General features: G+C 67.7%; 14 protein-coding genes, 1 tRNA gene and 1 pseudogene. 6 read left to right on the forward strand and 10 right to left on the reverse strand.

Annotation, left to right across the window (positions count from 1 at the left end; translation table 11 throughout):
- Window positions 1-11 precede the first annotated feature (11 nt).
- The 3 genes from ACU4E7_RS17870 to hflX all read left to right on the forward strand — a co-directional run bounded on the left by ACU4E7_RS17870 (window position 12) and on the right by hflX (window position 2,846).
- Complete coding sequence (locus ACU4E7_RS17870; RefSeq protein WP_238122640.1) at window positions 12-872, forward strand: D-amino-acid transaminase; 861 nt, start codon at window positions 12-14, stop codon at window positions 870-872.
- Window positions 873-1,062: 190 nt separating this feature from the next.
- Window positions 1,063-1,317 (forward strand): RNA chaperone Hfq, encoded by a 255-nt coding sequence (gene hfq / locus ACU4E7_RS17875; protein ID WP_238122639.1) that lies wholly within the window; start codon window positions 1,063-1,065, stop codon window positions 1,315-1,317.
- 59 nt (window positions 1,318-1,376) lie between these two features.
- Window positions 1,377-2,846, forward strand: a complete 1,470-nt coding sequence (hflX, locus tag ACU4E7_RS17880) for a GTPase HflX (RefSeq protein WP_447021662.1) — start codon at window positions 1,377-1,379, stop codon at window positions 2,844-2,846.
- Between the two features lie 17 nt (window positions 2,847-2,863).
- Here hflX and mazG read toward each other — a convergent pair whose 3' ends face one another.
- On the reverse strand, window positions 2,864-3,757 hold the full coding sequence (gene mazG, locus ACU4E7_RS17885) for a nucleoside triphosphate pyrophosphohydrolase (RefSeq protein ID WP_447019683.1): 894 nt from the start codon (window positions 3,755-3,757) through the stop codon (window positions 2,864-2,866).
- 269 nt (window positions 3,758-4,026) lie between these two features.
- On the opposite strand from mazG, the gene tsaA reads away from it, so the two are divergent.
- Window positions 4,027-4,497 carry a tRNA (N6-threonylcarbamoyladenosine(37)-N6)-methyltransferase TrmO gene (tsaA, locus tag ACU4E7_RS17890; RefSeq protein ID WP_447019684.1) on the forward strand — a complete coding sequence of 157 codons (471 nt, stop codon included), beginning with the start codon at window positions 4,027-4,029 and terminating at the stop codon, window positions 4,495-4,497.
- 478 nt (window positions 4,498-4,975) lie between these two features.
- Here the strand turns inward: tsaA and ACU4E7_RS17895 are convergent, their stop codons facing one another.
- Complete coding sequence (locus tag ACU4E7_RS17895; RefSeq protein WP_238122636.1) at window positions 4,976-5,824, reverse strand: MBL fold metallo-hydrolase; 849 nt, start codon at window positions 5,822-5,824, stop codon at window positions 4,976-4,978.
- Window positions 5,825-6,025: 201 nt separating this feature from the next.
- A tRNA-Pro gene (locus ACU4E7_RS17900) sits at window positions 6,026-6,103 on the reverse strand.
- A gap of 302 nt (window positions 6,104-6,405) precedes the next feature.
- Between ACU4E7_RS17900 and ACU4E7_RS17905 the strand changes: the two genes are divergently transcribed.
- Window positions 6,406-6,759 carry a septal ring lytic transglycosylase RlpA family protein gene (locus tag ACU4E7_RS17905; protein ID WP_443266882.1) on the forward strand — a complete coding sequence of 118 codons (354 nt, stop codon included), beginning with the start codon at window positions 6,406-6,408 and terminating at the stop codon, window positions 6,757-6,759.
- A 2,432-nt stretch (window positions 6,760-9,191) separates the two neighbouring features.
- Here ACU4E7_RS17905 and ACU4E7_RS17910 read toward each other — a convergent pair.
- The 6 genes and pseudogenes from ACU4E7_RS17910 to ACU4E7_RS17935 form a co-directional block, all read right to left on the reverse strand.
- A pseudogene (locus tag ACU4E7_RS17910) lies at window positions 9,192-9,450 on the reverse strand (MerR family transcriptional regulator); the annotation flags it as partial.
- Between the two features lie 146 nt (window positions 9,451-9,596).
- Window positions 9,597-9,914, reverse strand: coding sequence for an integration host factor subunit alpha (locus ACU4E7_RS17915; RefSeq protein ID WP_447019685.1), 318 nt, complete (start codon window positions 9,912-9,914; stop codon window positions 9,597-9,599).
- A gap of 219 nt (window positions 9,915-10,133) precedes the next feature.
- Window positions 10,134-11,108, reverse strand: a complete 975-nt coding sequence (locus ACU4E7_RS17920; protein ID WP_238122634.1) for a beta-ketoacyl-ACP synthase III — start codon at window positions 11,106-11,108, stop codon at window positions 10,134-10,136.
- Complete coding sequence (plsX, locus tag ACU4E7_RS17925) at window positions 11,105-12,175, reverse strand: phosphate acyltransferase PlsX (RefSeq protein ID WP_238122633.1); 1,071 nt, start codon at window positions 12,173-12,175, stop codon at window positions 11,105-11,107. The genes ACU4E7_RS17920 and plsX overlap by 4 nt, the downstream gene beginning before the upstream one ends.
- Before the next feature lie 235 nt (window positions 12,176-12,410).
- Window positions 12,411-12,926: a YceD family protein gene (locus tag ACU4E7_RS17930; protein WP_447019686.1), complete on the reverse strand. Its 516-nt coding sequence runs from the start codon at window positions 12,924-12,926 to the stop codon at window positions 12,411-12,413.
- Window positions 12,927-12,929: 3 nt separating this feature from the next.
- Window positions 12,930-13,469 (reverse strand): ubiquinol-cytochrome C chaperone family protein, encoded by a 540-nt coding sequence (locus ACU4E7_RS17935; RefSeq protein ID WP_447019687.1) that lies wholly within the window; start codon window positions 13,467-13,469, stop codon window positions 12,930-12,932.
- A 225-nt stretch (window positions 13,470-13,694) separates the two neighbouring features.
- On the opposite strand from ACU4E7_RS17935, the gene ACU4E7_RS17940 reads away from it, so the two are divergent.
- Window positions 13,695-14,222, forward strand: coding sequence for an outer membrane protein assembly factor BamE (locus ACU4E7_RS17940; RefSeq protein ID WP_443266877.1), 528 nt, complete (start codon window positions 13,695-13,697; stop codon window positions 14,220-14,222).
- A 57-nt stretch (window positions 14,223-14,279) separates the two neighbouring features.
- Here ACU4E7_RS17940 and tpiA read toward each other — a convergent pair whose 3' ends face one another.
- Window positions 14,280-15,038, reverse strand: a complete 759-nt coding sequence (gene tpiA, locus ACU4E7_RS17945) for a triose-phosphate isomerase (RefSeq protein WP_447019688.1) — start codon at window positions 15,036-15,038, stop codon at window positions 14,280-14,282.
- Window positions 15,039-15,159: the final 121 nt, after the last annotated feature.

Genomic DNA, 15,159 nt, shown 5'->3' on the forward strand with positions numbered 1-15,159 from the left:
TCGGAAGTCCCATGTCCCGCATCGCCTATGTCAACGGCCGCTACCTGCCGCACCAGGAGGCCGGCATCCATATCGAGGATCGCGGCTATCAGTTCGCCGATGGCGTCTATGAGGTCTGCGAGGTCCGCCACGGCCACCTGATCGAGGAGCGGCGCCACCTGGATCGCCTCGATCGCTCCCTGCGCGAGCTGCGCATTCCTGCGCCCATGAGCCGCACGGCGCTGGGGCTGGTGCTGAAGGAGGTGGTGCGGCGCAACGGCGTCATCAATGGCAGCGTCTATCTGCAGGTGACCCGCGGCGTGGCCCGGCGCGAGCATGTCTTTCCCGCCCCCGATACGCCGCCGAGCCTGGTGGTGACGGCCCGTCGGGCCAATCCCGCCACCCAGGAGGCGACCGCGCTCCACGGCGTCGCGGTCATCAGCGTGCCCGAGAACCGGTGGCCGCGGGTGGACATCAAATCCCTGTCCCTGCTGCCAAATGTGCTCGCCAAGCAGGCCGCGAAGGAGGCCGGTGCGCGTGAGGCTTGGTTCGTGGATACCGACGGATACGTCACTGAGGGCGCTTCCAGCAATGCCTGGATCGTCACCCGCGGTGGCGCCATCGTCACCCGTCCGGCCGAGGCCGGCATTCTGCGGGGGATCACCCGCACGGTGGTGGTGGAGGTGGCCCATGAGTTGGGTTACCAGCTGGAGGAACGCCCCTTCACCCTGGCGGAGGCCCGCGAGGCAGCCGAGGCCTTTATCACCGCCGCCTCGACGCTGGTGATGCCGGTGGTGACCCTTGATGGCTCGCCCATCGGCGCCGGACATCCCGGCCCGGTGGCCACCGCCCTGCGCCAGCGCTTCCACGACTTCGCCGAGGTGACCGCCTGAACAGCGCACGCCAACCGCGCACACGCCAGCCGCGCACACGCTTGGACGCCCGCCAGGGGTGGACGGATACAAAATGATATTGCGCTGCCGCAAGGCTGTGCCATTGTAGGCTGATAACTCCCAGGGATCATCGTGCAACGCATAATTGCATCGACCCTGGACTCAACGCCGGAAACAAACGGATACGAAAATGGCGGCGGAACGGACCCAAAATCTGCAAGACACTTTTCTCAATCACGTCCGCAAGAATAAGACCCCCCTCACGATTTTTCTGGTGAACGGGGTGAAGCTGCAGGGCGTCGTGACTTGGTTCGACAATTTTTGTGTGCTTCTGCGTCGGGATGGGCATTCTCAGCTGGTCTACAAGCACGCCATCTCGACCATCATGCCGGGGCATCCCATCCAGTTGTTCGATCCCACCGATGAAGGGACGGAGAAGGCCTGACACACGTGGAGCGCAGCATCGCCCGCATGGGGGCGAAGAGTGGTGTGCCGTCGTCGCACATGGGGGACGGCGCACCGTCTGCGGTTGAGCGCAAGGGAGCGGGTGCCGGCGTTGATCGCCGCGCGCCCCCGACTCGTTGTGCCGTGCTGACGCCGGCCTTGAGCCGGCGTGCGCGCATCAGCCCAGCGGAACGTTCGCTCAGCGATCGGCGCGCCCCCGAAGCCCGGCTGGATGAAGCGGTGGGCCTGGCGGCGGCCATCGACCTCGACGTGGTCTATTCCGCGGTCATCCCCCTCGCTGACATCCGCCCTGCCACCTATCTGGGCACCGGCAAGGTGGAGGAGATCGCCAGCATCGTCGCCAACGAGGCGGTGGACCTGGTGTTCTTCGATGCGGCCTTGACGCCGGTGCAGCAACGCAACCTGGAAAAGGCGTGGTCCACCAAGGTGGTGGACCGCACCGCCTTGATTCTGGAGATCTTCGGCCGCCGGGCGCGCACCCGCGAAGGCGCGCTGCAGGTGGAGCTCGCCCATCTCAACTACCAGCGCTCGCGTTTGGTCCGCTCCTGGACCCACCTGGAGCGCCAGCGCGGCGGCTTCGGCTTTCTGGGTGGCCCCGGCGAAACCCAGATCGAGGCCGACCGCCGGCTGATCGGCGAGCGGATCATCCGCATCGAGAAGGACCTGGAGCAGGTCAAGCGCACCCGCGGCCTGCACCGGGCCAGCCGCAAGCGCGTGCCCTATCCGGTGGTGGCGCTGGTGGGCTACACCAATGCCGGAAAATCCACCCTCTTCAACCGCTTGACCCGCGCCGACGTGACCGCGCAGGACCTACTGTTCGCCACTCTCGATCCCACCTTGAGGGCGGTGGACCTGCCCCATGGCACCCGCATCATCCTGTCGGACACCGTTGGCTTCATCTCCGAGCTGCCGACCCAGCTGGTGGCCGCTTTCCGGGCCACCCTGGAAGAGGTGGTGGAGGCCGACCTGATCCTGCACGTGCGCGACATCTCTCATCCGGATACCGCGGCCCAGGCGGCCGACGTGGCGGACGTTCTGGGTGAGCTGGGCATTGCGGTGGAGAGCGGCGGCCGGGTGCTGGATGTCTGGAACAAGGTCGACCGGCTGAGCCCCGAGGCGCGCGATGCCGCCTTCAACAGTGTCGCCCGGGCGGAGAGCGGCGCGGCGCCGGTGCTGGTGTCCGCCCTGACCGGAGAAGGGACGGACGCTTTGCTCGACGAGATCGAGCGCCGCATCACCAGCGGCCGGGACACCCTCTCCATCGCCCTCGCCGCCGAAGACGGGGAGGGGATGGGCTGGCTCTATCGCCATGGCGAGGTGCTGGCCCGCGAGCTGGGGGCTGACGGCCAACTGCACGTGACCTTGCGCGTCGCGCCGGAGAAGGTGGGGCTCGTGCGCCGGCGGTTCGGTGCCGACCATGTGGCGGCTCAGGCTCCAACGGGGCTCGCGATGCCCCCCATCGAGACAGGCGCTACCGGAGCCACTCCCGCAGCCAAGCCGCGCGACTAAGTCGCGCGGCAAGCGCGTCAGCCCGTCCGTCGCGTCGCGCCATCCACCACGGGCGGAGTGATCGACGGCTCGGCCGATGGCGTCGCGCGCTCCAGCGCCTTCGCCTCGCTCCACAAGCGCTCCATCTGGTCGAGATCCGCGGCGGCCGGGGTCAGATCCTGCGCCGCCAGGCGCGTCTCGATATGGCGGAACCGCCGCACGAACTTGTCATTGGTGCCGCGCAGCGCCGCTTCCGGGTCCACCCCCGCGTGGCGCGCGAGGTTGGTGACGGCGAACAGAAGATCGCCAATCTCATCCTGAACCGCCGTGGCGTCCGCGTCTTCCAACGCTTCGGCCACCTCCGCCGCTTCCTCCTGGATCTTGGCCAGCACCTGGCGGGCATCATCCCAGTCGAACCCGACCTTGGCGGCTTTTTCCTGCAATTTCAAAGCCCGGGTGAGGGCGGGGAAGGGCAGGGGCACGCCGGCGAGCGCACTCTTGCCATCCTCTTCCGCCGGAAGTCCCGCCGCGGCGCGGCGCGCCGCCCGCTCCTGCTTTTCCTGGGCCTTGATCTCGCCCCACAGGGCCTTCACCCGCTCCGGTGACAGCTCCCGCGCGGTGCCGAACACGTGCGGATGGCGGCGGATGAGCTTTTCGGTGATGGCCTGAACCACATCGCCAAAATCGAACGCGCCCAGTTCCTCACCCATGCGGGCGTGGAAAACCACCTGCAACAGCAGATCCCCCAGTTCCTCGCGCAGATCCCCGAGGTCCGCCCGCGCCACCGCGTCGGCCACCTCATAGGCCTCCTCGATGGTATAGGGCACCACCGTGCCGAAGGTCTGCTCCAGGTCCCAGGGGCAGCCGCTATCCGGGGTGCGCAGGGCGGCCATGATCTCGATGAGCCGCGCAATGTCGCGGGATGGGGTCATGGCTGCCTCTCCGAGGGTGCGAAAGGCGAGACTGTAGCGCCCTCAGCCCAGGATCGACAACGCGGCATCGCCACCCGCATTTTCAAGCGTTATTTCAATGCTTTGCCTGACATTTCTGAGACTTCACGTTGTTCGCGAAGCGAATCGGAGGCGTCTTTCGAGCTCGCGCCGCCAAGCCATAGCGCTGGCGCGGCAATTGGTGGCCTCGCCGACTCAGTATGGGCGGTGAATGCTCGGCGCCAGAACCTATTCGCCAGCAGGACCCTTCGATGAGCGATATTCCGTCCGGCGATCACGACGCCAGCATCCGTCCGGGAGAAAAGTCCGTGGCCCTGCCGGACCACTACGACGCCCAGGTCTATTTCATCGGTCGCATCCGCACCCCCTGGACCGATCGCGGCGCCTGCCCCCGTCGCGGGGATCCGCAGCACGGGCCGGTGTGCATCCTGGACATCGATCCGCGATGGGCGGAGGCGCTCACCGGCATCGGCGAGAATGCGAACCTCCAGGTGCTTTACTGGATGGATCAGGCGCGGCGCGATCTGGTGGTGCAGACACCGCGCCACGACGGCAGCGTGGTGGGCACCTTTGCCCTGCGCTCGCCCGTGCGGCCGAACCCCATCGCCTCATCCATCGTGACCTTATTGGAGGTGGATGGCACGCGCCTCAAGGTGCGCGGCCTCGATTGCCTCGATGGAACGCCCATGGTGGACCTCAAGCCCGAGCATCCCCGCGGATAGCGTCCATGGGCCCGGAGGCGGCTGCCAGGGTAGGGCAGGCCGGCCCGTGGCACCCTAAGGGACCCCCGGTGGCAAGGCTCCTGCGGTCGCACGGCCTTGTGGCGCGTCGCAGCCCGACATCCTCGGTGCCGATGGGACCCCGGCGCATCTGCGGTCACTGCCATCCGCCCGCGCTTGCGAGGCGTGCACGTCATGACCTGACCTGATGGTGGATGGCCAGTGAGACTTGTTGAGCCACGCGAGCCGATCTGGAGGCCATGAGGCGTAGGCTCCGGCCCAGATTGGCGCGAGTCGCAGAAGAGATATTATGGAACAAATATCTCTTCGGGGCCAAAGCACAGCAGCTGGATGGGATTTGCGCCGCGCCGCTGTTGTTGCCGCTGTAGCGTCCCGGCCTTCACAAAACTACAATTTGATTTCAGTATGTTGTGGTCAGATATCAATGTGTCGCGCGAATCTGCGGCACTCAGTTTGGTGCTCAGCCTTCGGTCGCCGACGGGGTCAAATCGGCAGAGCCATGCCAGACCGGAGCCGCCACCTCGAAGCTCATCCCGTCATAGGCCGGCTCGACGCCTGCGGGACACTGACGGGCGAGAGTTCCATAATCCAGGTCGGTATGCAGATCCGTCAGGATGGCGCGGCGCGGCTTTAGCCGGGCGATGTGTCCCAGCGCCTCGTCGAAGGTGAAATGCGAGGGATGCGGCGCATAGCGCAGCACGTCGATGATCCAGACATCGAGATGGTGCAGCTGGGCCAATGAGGCTTCGGGCAGGCCGTTCACGTCGCTCGAATAGGCCATGTCGCCGAAGCGAAAGCCGAAGGAATCGATGTCGCCGTGGTGCTGCAGAAAGGGCAGCGCCACAATGGGGCCGCCCGCCCCTTCCACCACCACCTCCCTGCCCTCCACGAAGGTGTGGGCGTTCAGGATGGGCGGATAGGCGCTGCCGGGTGGCGTTTCGAAGCAATAGCCGAAGCGCTTGCGCAGGGCGCGCAGGGTATCGTCGTCGGCAAACACGTCGATGCGCTTGCGATGCTCGATGGCGAGCGGCCGCAGGTCGTCGATGCCATGGGTATGGTCAGCGTGCGCGTGGGTGAAGAGCACGCCGTCGAGGGCCCGGACATCGGCGTCGAGGAGCTGCTCGCGCAGATCGGGCGAGGTGTCCACCAGCACTGTCGTGGTGCCGCCGGGGCCGGTGCGCTGAACGAGAATGGAGCAGCGCCGACGACGGTTGCGCGGTTCCGCGGGATCGCAGGCGCCCCAGCCCTGCCCCACCCGCGGCACGCCGCCGGATGAACCGCAACCCAATATGGTGACCGTCAGGGACATGTGGACCTCGGCGCGCCGGCGTTGCTCCCATGGAGTCGCCGTCAAAAAGGGATCTGCGCCCATGTAACGCCGGAAGGGCGCCAGCTCAAACAGAAGCGGAACGGGGTCCGCAATGGTGAGTGCGCCCGTTCCAAACGAAAAAGGCGCCCTGGGGCGCCATCTTCGGTGGGGATCATCATGAAGACAGTGGGGATTTTGAAATGGTCGGAGCGAGAGGATTTGAACCTCCGACCCCTAGTCCCCCAGACTAGTGCGCTAACCGGGCTGCGCTACGCTCCGACGTGGGGGGAGGCTTAGACCATCATTTCCGGGACCACAAGCCCTATTCTCCCCTGCCCCGCATTCGTCCCCAGGCATCCACAGCTGAGGCCCGCATCGGTTATCGAAAGCCGCCGGAGCGGCCGCAACCCTCGGAACAATCGGACTCTTTACCACCACAAGCAGAAGCTGCGCTGATGTAAATGCGGCGGAAATGCGGCAAGTCACAGACAATTGCCCCTGCCGTGACCCCGAATCGAGACATTGTGAACACAATCAAGGGGCATTCGGCCTTGTCCTCAACAACAAGGAAGACCGGACGCATGAAGAAACGCGTGGTCATGTCCTGCGCGGCGTTGAGCTTGATGGCGTTCGCGCCCGGCTCGGCACGTGCAGACACCTCCACCGGCATCGCCTCATTCTATTGGCAGAGCCAGCGCACCGCGAACGGAGAGAAGTTCAACCCGGAGGCCATGACTGCGGCCCACCGGAAGCTTCCGTTCGGAACCAAGGTGCGTGTCACCAACCTGAAGAACGGCAAGACCGTCGTTGTCCGGATCAACGATCGCGGTCCCTTCGTGCGCGGACGCATCATCGATGTCTCCCGTGCCGCCGCCAGCCACCTCGGCTTCACCAGCCACGGGATCACCAAGGTGTCCGTTTCGGTGGTCGAGTAACGCCACCGCGGTGGCATGCGCGGCCGGAATGAGAGATACGTTGCGTCAAGTCGCTTTTCCGGCCGTGCCGGGGGCCTCCTCGGGCTCCTTCTTCTCAACGACGTCGTTCAGCAGGCGCCGGCATTCGCCGAGCTCATAGAGCGCCGCCTGCAGGCGGTGCACATCATCCCGCGACAGAATCGGCTGCACCCCGGCCATCGGCGGCATCACGCGCGGATCCGGCGCCGGTGGCGCATAGGTCTCCGGCCGCACCATGCGGGACATCTCATAAGGATCACGCACCGGCCACGCGCCGACCCCGGCATATGACGCCCCCGGCAACGGCAGCGGCGTGCCTCCGGGTGCGGGTGCCTGCCCATAGGTGGCTGCCTCGCCGGCCATGCCCCAAGGTGCGCCGTGAGGTGCACCATGGGGTGCGGGGTAGGCAGCGGCAAAGGACGCACCCGCTGGCGACGCCGGTGCGGCGGCCGGGGCATAAGGCTCATCCTCCAGCGGTCCCGTCAGCGGGCCCACCCGCATCGGGCCGGGCGCCGGTGCGGCCTGGCGCGCGGGACGGGACGGAGCTGGTTCTGGTGGCGAAGCGCGGTGTGGCGACGCGGCGGGGTCCCCGACGTTCTGCCGGCCCGTGCCAGCGTGGCTCTCCCGCGCCTGCGGCCCGCGTGCGCCGCCAGCCGACATGCTCGCGCTTTGCTGTCGGGCCGGAGCGGCACTCAGGCTGCCGCGCGCGGGCAAAGGCGGCATGTCGATCTCCTCGTCTCCCGCGTCATCGAGATCATCCGCGTCGTCCAGGTCGGTGATCGACGGCACTGGAGGCGCGGTACGCAATGCGGCGGGTGCCGGGGGCTGAGCCATCGCCAGGGGGGCCGCCCTGCCGCCATGGGGCGACGCGTGCTGCGCCGCAGCCGCTGCGGCGCGTGGCGCGGCCGTGGGCGCGCGGGCCGGCGCCGGCGTGTCCCAGTCCTCCGGCCACTCCTCTGCCGGCGCATCGTTCTCGGCCTCCCAGTCGGGCCGAGCGTCCGCCCACCGTTCGGAATTGTATTCGGGGGCGTTGGCGTCGGGCTCCGCGTGGTCGGAACGCGCATCGAAATCGTCGGTGTCGTCCCACGCGTCTTCGGGCGGCGGGGCCGCGGTGCGGGCCGCAGGAGCGACCGCCTCACGGCGCGGAGCGGCGGGGCGTGGCTCCGCATAGGCTGTCCGATCCGCCTCGAGGGGGGCAGCCTGTCGCCGATTGTCGTGTCGCGCAGCGTCCTGCGGCTCTATCCTTTCCCGGTCCGGCGGTTGCCGCACAGGGGCACGACGGGGGGGCGGTTCTTCAGCCTCGGCCCGGGCGAGCTCCGGCCAATAGGTGCCGGGCGGGGGCACGTCATCCCGCTGTCGCGGCGCCGGGCGCGGCTCCTGAGGCCGCGCGGGATCGCGATGGCGCAGCTTGGGCGGCAGATATTCTTCCGGCGGGCCCGGTTCGCGCGCCTTCAGGCGGCGAATCCGATCTTCCAGGGGCTCGGATACCGCAGGCTGCGGCTCGTGATCGAGGAAAGGCAGGAGCGGATCCTCCATCTCCTCTGCGACCGGCAGGCTGGTGATGCGGGCTGCGGGGCCCCGGGTGGGACGACGCTGCACGACCGGTTCCGGCCGGACGGCCGCGGGTACCCGTGGTGGGGCGAAGGAGGGGTCCTGCCGCCGCCCCTGCTCGTCGTCTCGAGGATCGCGCCGCCGGGGCGCGCGCGCGTCATCAGCCGTGGCACGGGCCGCCGCCCGCGGCGGTTCCGGCGTGTCGTCCCAGGTCGATGAAGCATCCCAGCCCGGAGGATCGCCCCATGTCTCGTCCATGTCCATTTGCTCGGGCGGCAGGTCCTCCGGGCCAGTCTCCCCCGGGCCAGTCTCCTCGGGGGCCGCCTCCTCCGCATAGCGCGCCGCGCGGGTCTCCTGGTGCACGGCATGCTGGACGTGCCGACGCGGGTCCTCGTCATCGCGATCGTCGCGCACGCTCCGCCCGCGCTCCTGGAAGGGCGCCTCGAAATAGGGCTCATGATGCGGATATGCGCCGGCAGCGCGCGGTGGCGCACGGCGCGGCGGCTCCGCGGCCCGTTCGGGGGCTATGCGGCGCTCTTCATAGATCCGCTCTTCATAGTGCCCGTCATCATCGAAACGCCGCTCTTCGAGCCGCCGCTCGCGGGCCTCGCCGCGCAACAGGGGGGCCGCCGGCATCTCCCGCTCGAACGCCAGCTCTCGATCCACATCGGCATCGGGGAACGGCAGCGGCAGCTCGCCGCCGGCCGTCGGCGCCTCATCGGTCGCCACGTCCCGCTCCTTCGCCTTGCGGCGCGGCAGCAGGCCAAGCAGACCGCCAAAGGTGGTGCCCTCGGACTCCGCCGCCGCGGCCGAGCGGATGGCCGCTACGTCGCGTTCCACGCCAAGATCTTGAACGTGCCGAATCCCCTGGTCTTTCAGGATCTTCTGGACGCCTTTTATGGTGTAGCCTTCACTGTAGAGCAGCTGGCGGATGCCGCGCAGCAGGTCCACATCTTCCGGGCGGTAGAAGCGCCGCCCGCCGGCGCGCTTCACCGGCTTGATCTGGGCGAACCGGGTCTCCCAGAAGCGCAGCACGTGCTGCGGCAGGTTGAGCTCTTCCGCGACCTCGCTGATGGTCCGGAAGGCGCCCGGGTCCTTTTCGCTTTCGCGCGCGTCGGCCACCTGGTGTCACCCTTCTCCCGTTCTACCGGACGGCGAACGCGGGGAAGGCACATCAGAGCGCCGAATCGCGACCCGCACCGCAGGTAGGAGCCGGAATCATACTGACAACGGCTAGCAGCGGAAAGCTCAGGTCGAATGTAACGTTATCAATCCTCTTCCACGCTATCCGGCGCCTGGCCGTTGATGCGCTGCTTGAGGATGCTGGAGGGCTTGAAGACCATCACCTTGCGCGGGTCGATGGGCACTTCCTGCCCGGTCTTGGGATTGCGGCCGATGCGCTCGCCCTTCTCGCGGACCACGAACGAGCCGAACGAGGAGAGCTTCACAGTCTCCCCCCGCGCCAGGCAATCGGCGATTTCCTTCAACACCAGCTCGACCAGCGCAGCGGATTCGGTGCGCGACAGCCCGACTTGCTGATAGACGGCTTCACAAAGGTCCGCTCGCGTGACAGTCCGACCAGCCATGTGTCTCCCCGACCCCTAGAGAGGCGCGCCAATTCCATTCGAGGTTGTACTCAACCACCCTGGCGCGTCACTCCGACCGATGACATCGGTCGGATTGGACAAGATCGCGTGCCTTCCAACGTCTGCCGCCAACATCCGGAAGGACACCCGATCTGCTGAAACCTAGCCGCGGGGTGACGGTATGGTCAACGCAATTCACCAATATGCCGCACGGGCGCTTCACCAGCGCAGCAGCGCCGAACCCCAGGTGAAACCGCCGCCCATGGCTTCCAGCAGAACCATCTGTCCGCGCTGCAGCCGGCCGTCGCGCCACGCCACGTCGAGGGCCAGGGGAATGGAGGCCGCGGAGGTATTGCCGTGCAGGTCGACGGTGGTCACCACCTTTTCCGGCGCGATCCCCAGCTTCTGCGCGCTGGCGTCGATGATGCGACGGTTGGCCTGATGGGGCACGAACCAGTCGATGCTCTCGGCGCTTTCGCCGGTGGCGGCGAAGGCATCGGTGATCACGTCGGTGATCATGCCCACCGCGTGCTTGAACACCTCGCGCCCTTCCATGCGCAGGTGCCCCACGGTGCCGGTGGAAGACGGGCCGCCATCCACATAGAGCTTGGCGCGGTGGCGCCCGTCGGAGCGCAGATGGGTGGTGAGGACGCCGGCGCCCTTGGCGTCGTCATGCTGCACCGCCTCGAGCACCATGGCGCCGGCGCCATCGCCGAACAGCACGCAGGTGCCGCGATCCTCCCAGTCGAGAATGCGCGAGAAGGTCTCCGCGCCGATCACCAGCGCCCGCTCGAACGCGCCGGTGCGCAGGTGCGCATCGGCCGTGGCCAGCGCGAACACGAAGCCGGAGCACACCGCCTGCAGGTCAAAGGCGGCGCCACGGGTGATGCCGAGCTCCGCCTGAATGGTCGCGGCGGTGGCCGGAAAGGTTTGGTCGGGCGTGGAGGTCGCCACGATGATGAGATCAATGTCGGCGGCCGCGAAGCCGGCGTCGGCCAGGGCGCGTCGGGCGGCGATCAGGCCGAGATGCGAGGTGAACTCGCCTTCCGCCGCGATGTGGCGCTGGCGGATGCCGGTGCGCTGGACGATCCATTCATCGGACGTCTCCACGCGCTGCGCCAGCTCAGCATTGGTGAGCACACGCTCGGGAAGATAGGAGCCGATGCCCCGGGCGACTGACCTGATCCCGCTCACGATTGACCTTCCACCCTGGCGCACTGCGGCTGAGCTTCGGGCACCACCGGCACCCCGCAGCCGACGAGACTTTTTTCGATGCGCGCGAGCAATTCCTCGCGCACCATGTCGTAGGCGAGATCCACCGCGGAAGCGAACCCTTCCGCGTCGGTGCCGCCGTGGCTCTTGATGACGATGCCGTTGAGGCCGAGGAAAACGCCGCCGTTGGAGCGGCGCGGATCCATCTTTTCCTTCAACGCCTGAAACGCATCACGGGCGAAAAGGTAGCCGATGCGGGAGCGCAGGCTGCGCCCCATGGCGGCGCGCAGATAGGTGGCGAGCTGCTTGGCGGTGCCTTCGGCGGTCTTGAGGGCGATGTTGCCGGCAAAGCCCTCCGTCACCACCACATCCACCGTGCCGGCACCGATATCGTTGCCCTCGACGAAGCCGTGATAGTTCACCGGCACGTTGCCATCCTTCAGCAGCCGCGCCGCCTCCTTCACCTCCTCGACGCCCTTGATCTCCTCGACCCCGACGTTGAGCAGTCCGACGGACGGCTCCTCGATGCCGAACAGCACCCGCGCCATGGCCGAGCCCATGATGGCCATTTCCACCAGGCTCTTGGCGCTCGCGCCGATGGAGGCGCCCACATCCAGCACCACGCTTTCCCCGCGCAGGGTCGGCCAGATCGCGGCGATGGCCGGCCGGCTGATGCCCGGCATGGTGCGCAGGTTGAAATTGGCCATGGCCATCAGCGCGCCGGTGTTGCCGGCCGAGACCGCCGCGTCGGCGTCCCGGGTCTTCACCGCATCGATGGCCCGCCACATGGTGGATTTGTACCGTCCGCGCCGCAGCGCCTGGCTGGGCTTGTCGTCCATGCCCACCACCACATCGGTGTGGACGATGCGCGAGGCGGCCTTCAGGCGCGGGTGGCGCTCCAGTACCGCGCGAAGGCGCGCTTCATCCCCGTACAGGACGAAGGTCATTTCCGGATGGCGGACGAGCGAAATCTCCGCACCGGCGAGAACCGTCTCGGGACCATGGTCCCCGCCCATGGCGTCGAGAGCGATGCGGACGGATGCGGTCATCTAGAACACGTTTCCCACGAAATTGGCGCGGGCGCGGGCCGAAGCCCCACCCTGGCGGGCAGAGGACGAAGGGCGAAGCGACCGGCAGCCATCTCAAATCCCCCCGGCCCGGGTGCTGTCCTGGCCGACCGGGATGCCGAAGCCCCCCGGCCCTGCCAAGATACCATCCGATCCCGGGCGCGCGGACAATAGCGGCTCACCACGACATCGCAACTCCCTCGCGACGAAGATGAGTTCAAGCGTCGTTCTCGCCCTTGAGTCGGGCAAGGGCGGAGAAGGGCGAGGCCGCGGCGCTATCCTCCGCGGGCGGCTCGAAAACGGCGCCCGGCTTGCGGGGATAAGGATCAATGCCGAGCGCGAGGAACTCGACCGCGAGAGCCCCGAGGTCGATTCCCCCACCGATGATCTCGTCCGGCGGATCGAATTCCTCATCCTCTTCCGCGTGCTCAGGCAGGGGCGTGCCGGCGGGTACGAAATGCACGTCGACGGCCTCCTCCAGCGGTGCCTCGAACGGCTCGAGGGTGACGCCGCAGGTCTGCACCACGGCGGCATCCACCGTTCCCGTCACCCGAATGCCGTCGGCGCCTTCCGGCTTCACCGAGAGGCGGGCGATGAAGCGCGGCACCTCCAGCAGCCCCACGTGGCGTGCCAGAGCGGCGCGCTGTTCGGCGGTGGGCGTGAGCTCCACATCAAGGCCGTGGGACGGCACCTCGGCCACGCTCACGGTGTAGGACAATGGCAGGTCGGACATGATTCACCCTTCCCTCGGCTCGGGCGTCGGCAAGGTCAGCTCGCCCCGCTCCAGGGTTTCAAACGGCACGGCAAGGAGGGCGCGCGCGGCGCCGCGGACGTAATCCGTCAGCGCCGCCACCTCGGGCGCGGCCAGATCCCGCTCAAGGATATTGCGGGCCAGCGCCGCGGCCAGCTCCGCATCGTCGGCCTGCGCCAGCGCCTCGTCATAGGCCGCCGCGCGCCCGTAGAAGGCCGCACCGATCTTCTTCATGCGCTTGGGCACGCCGAGATCGCCGACGCCCATCTCCCGCAGGGTGCGATCCATGTCGGAGACGAAGGTATCGAACACCTGCTGTGACAAGGCGCGCTCCGCCTCCCCGCCATCTTTCAGGCGATGGCAGACCAGAATGGTGTGTAGAAGCACCATCTCGAAGCGACCTTCGATTGTGTCGGGAACACCAAAGTCGGTGTAGAAGACCGCTCGCCGCGACTGTGCCACGATCGCGCCATACAGGCGCTCGATGGTCTCACGGGTCTTGGAGCGGCGGAAGAGGCTGAACATCGTGGGTCTGGACGGTCCGTCCGGCTGGAGTCGCGGTGGCGCAGGGCCCGGGTGGGCTGTGCGAGAAGTGCTGCGCGGGGCGTAACGCGCCGCAGCCCAGGGCGCAAGAGTGCGCCCGAGACAATGAAGTTTAACACGGGCGCATGCGTTCGTGGGGTCTGTCAATCGGGGCGGGGCATCCGGAGCCGAATGCGGCGGGTGCAGCAACACATGGGGATGCGCGTAGTGACACGGCACATCGGGATTTCGCGACCGGCTCCGCAGCGCAAGGCGCAGGCCCTCAGCGTCGCGCGGGGCAAGGGCGTCGCGGCACTGACGCTGCTCTTGGCCGCCACCACCCTCTCCGCCTGCGGGTCGACGGCCATCAACGGCACCGGCTCGTCGCTGTCGGGTGTGACCCGGACCTATCATCGCGGGTATGTGCTGAGTGAAGGGGCGCTGGAGCAGGTGCCGGTGGGGTCCAGCCAGGAACAGGTGCTGCTGGTGCTCGGCACGCCGTCCACTGTCGCCACCCTGAATGGCGACGTCTTCTATTACATCTCGCAGACGCAGAAGAAGGTGGCCTTCCTCAAGCCGGAGATCACCGAGCAGAAGGTTCTGGCCGTTTATTTCGACAAGAATCGCCGCGTCACCCGTATCGCCCAGTACGGCATGAAGGACGGCAAGGTGTTCGACTTCGTCTCGCAGACCACGCCCACCAGCGGCGAGGAACTGAACCTGCTGCAGCAGATGATCGGCCTCATCACCTTCTGATCAGCAGAGCCGAGGAATGACGCGGGGGTGGACGGCATCGTCTGCCCCCGCACTGATTCACAGCGCCCCGCGGGCGATGGCGAGGAAGTCACCCGCCTTCAGGCTGGCGCCGCCCACCAGCGCTCCGTCCACATCGGGAATCGCCAGCAGGACGGCGGCATTGTCCGGCTTCACCGAGCCGCCATAGAGAATGCGCACGCCCGCCCCTTCTGCCCCGAACCGCTCGGTGAGCACCGCGCGGATGGTCGCATGCACCTGTGCCACATCCTCCGGCGTGGGGGTGCGGCCGGTGCCGATGGCCCAGACCGGTTCATAGGCCACCACCAGAGTGGCGGCGGTGGCGCCGTCGGGGATCGACTGGCGGGTCTGGCGGCTCACCACGGCGGCCGCGTCACCGGCCTCGCGCTCGGCCAGGGTCTCCCCCACGCAGACGACCGGCAGCAGGCCGGCGCGCCAGGCAGCCTTCACCTTGGCGTTGACCACGGCATCGCCCTCGCCATGGTCGGCGCGTCGCTCCGAATGGCCGACGATCACCGCCACCGCGCCGGCGTCCTTCAGCATTTCCGCGGAAATGTCGCCGGTGTGCGCGCCGCTGACGGCGGCATGGCAATCCTGGCCACCGAGCATGATGGGGCTGCCGGCGACATCGGCGGCGAAGCCCGCCAGCAGGGTGGCCGGCGGGCACACCAGCACGTCGACGGCAGCCGAGAGCGGCCGGTCGATGCCGGCGACGATGGCGCGCAGCTCGCTCTTGGAAGCCCGCAGGCCATTCATCTTCCAGTTGCCGGCGATCAGGATGCGGCGCGAGGCGGGCATGGGCGTCTCCGTGGTCTGACTTTCCTCGCCGTCACCTAGCAGAGCACAGAAAAGCCCGCAAACGGCCCCAAATGGCCGGGCCAGCGCCGTTGCGGGGCCCCCTCCCCCTCCCTATGATGCG

Source organism: Xanthobacter sp. ZOL 2024 (assembly GCF_052932325.1).

Coding starts and splice junctions, on each gene's coding strand:
- ACU4E7_RS17870 (WP_238122640.1), top strand. CDS start 12: ATGTCCCGCATCGCCTATGTCAACGGCCGCTACCTGCCGCACCAGGAG.
- hflX (WP_447021662.1), top strand. CDS start 1,377: ATGGGGGACGGCGCACCGTCTGCGGTTGAGCGCAAGGGAGCGGGTGCC.
- ACU4E7_RS17915 (WP_447019685.1), bottom strand. CDS start 9,914: ATGGCTGGTCGGACTGTCACGCGAGCGGACCTTTGTGAAGCCGTCTAT.
- ACU4E7_RS17930 (WP_447019686.1), bottom strand. CDS start 12,926: ATGTCCGACCTGCCATTGTCCTACACCGTGAGCGTGGCCGAGGTGCCG.
- hfq (WP_238122639.1), top strand. CDS start 1,063: ATGGCGGCGGAACGGACCCAAAATCTGCAAGACACTTTTCTCAATCAC.
- ACU4E7_RS17905 (WP_443266882.1), top strand. CDS start 6,406: ATGAAGAAACGCGTGGTCATGTCCTGCGCGGCGTTGAGCTTGATGGCG.
- plsX (WP_238122633.1), bottom strand. CDS start 12,175: ATGACCGCATCCGTCCGCATCGCTCTCGACGCCATGGGCGGGGACCAT.
- ACU4E7_RS17935 (WP_447019687.1), bottom strand. CDS start 13,469: ATGTTCAGCCTCTTCCGCCGCTCCAAGACCCGTGAGACCATCGAGCGC.
- ACU4E7_RS17895 (WP_238122636.1), bottom strand. CDS start 5,824: ATGTCCCTGACGGTCACCATATTGGGTTGCGGTTCATCCGGCGGCGTG.
- mazG (WP_447019683.1), bottom strand. CDS start 3,757: ATGACCCCATCCCGCGACATTGCGCGGCTCATCGAGATCATGGCCGCC.
- tsaA (WP_447019684.1), top strand. CDS start 4,027: ATGAGCGATATTCCGTCCGGCGATCACGACGCCAGCATCCGTCCGGGA.
- tpiA (WP_447019688.1), bottom strand. CDS start 15,038: ATGCCCGCCTCGCGCCGCATCCTGATCGCCGGCAACTGGAAGATGAAT.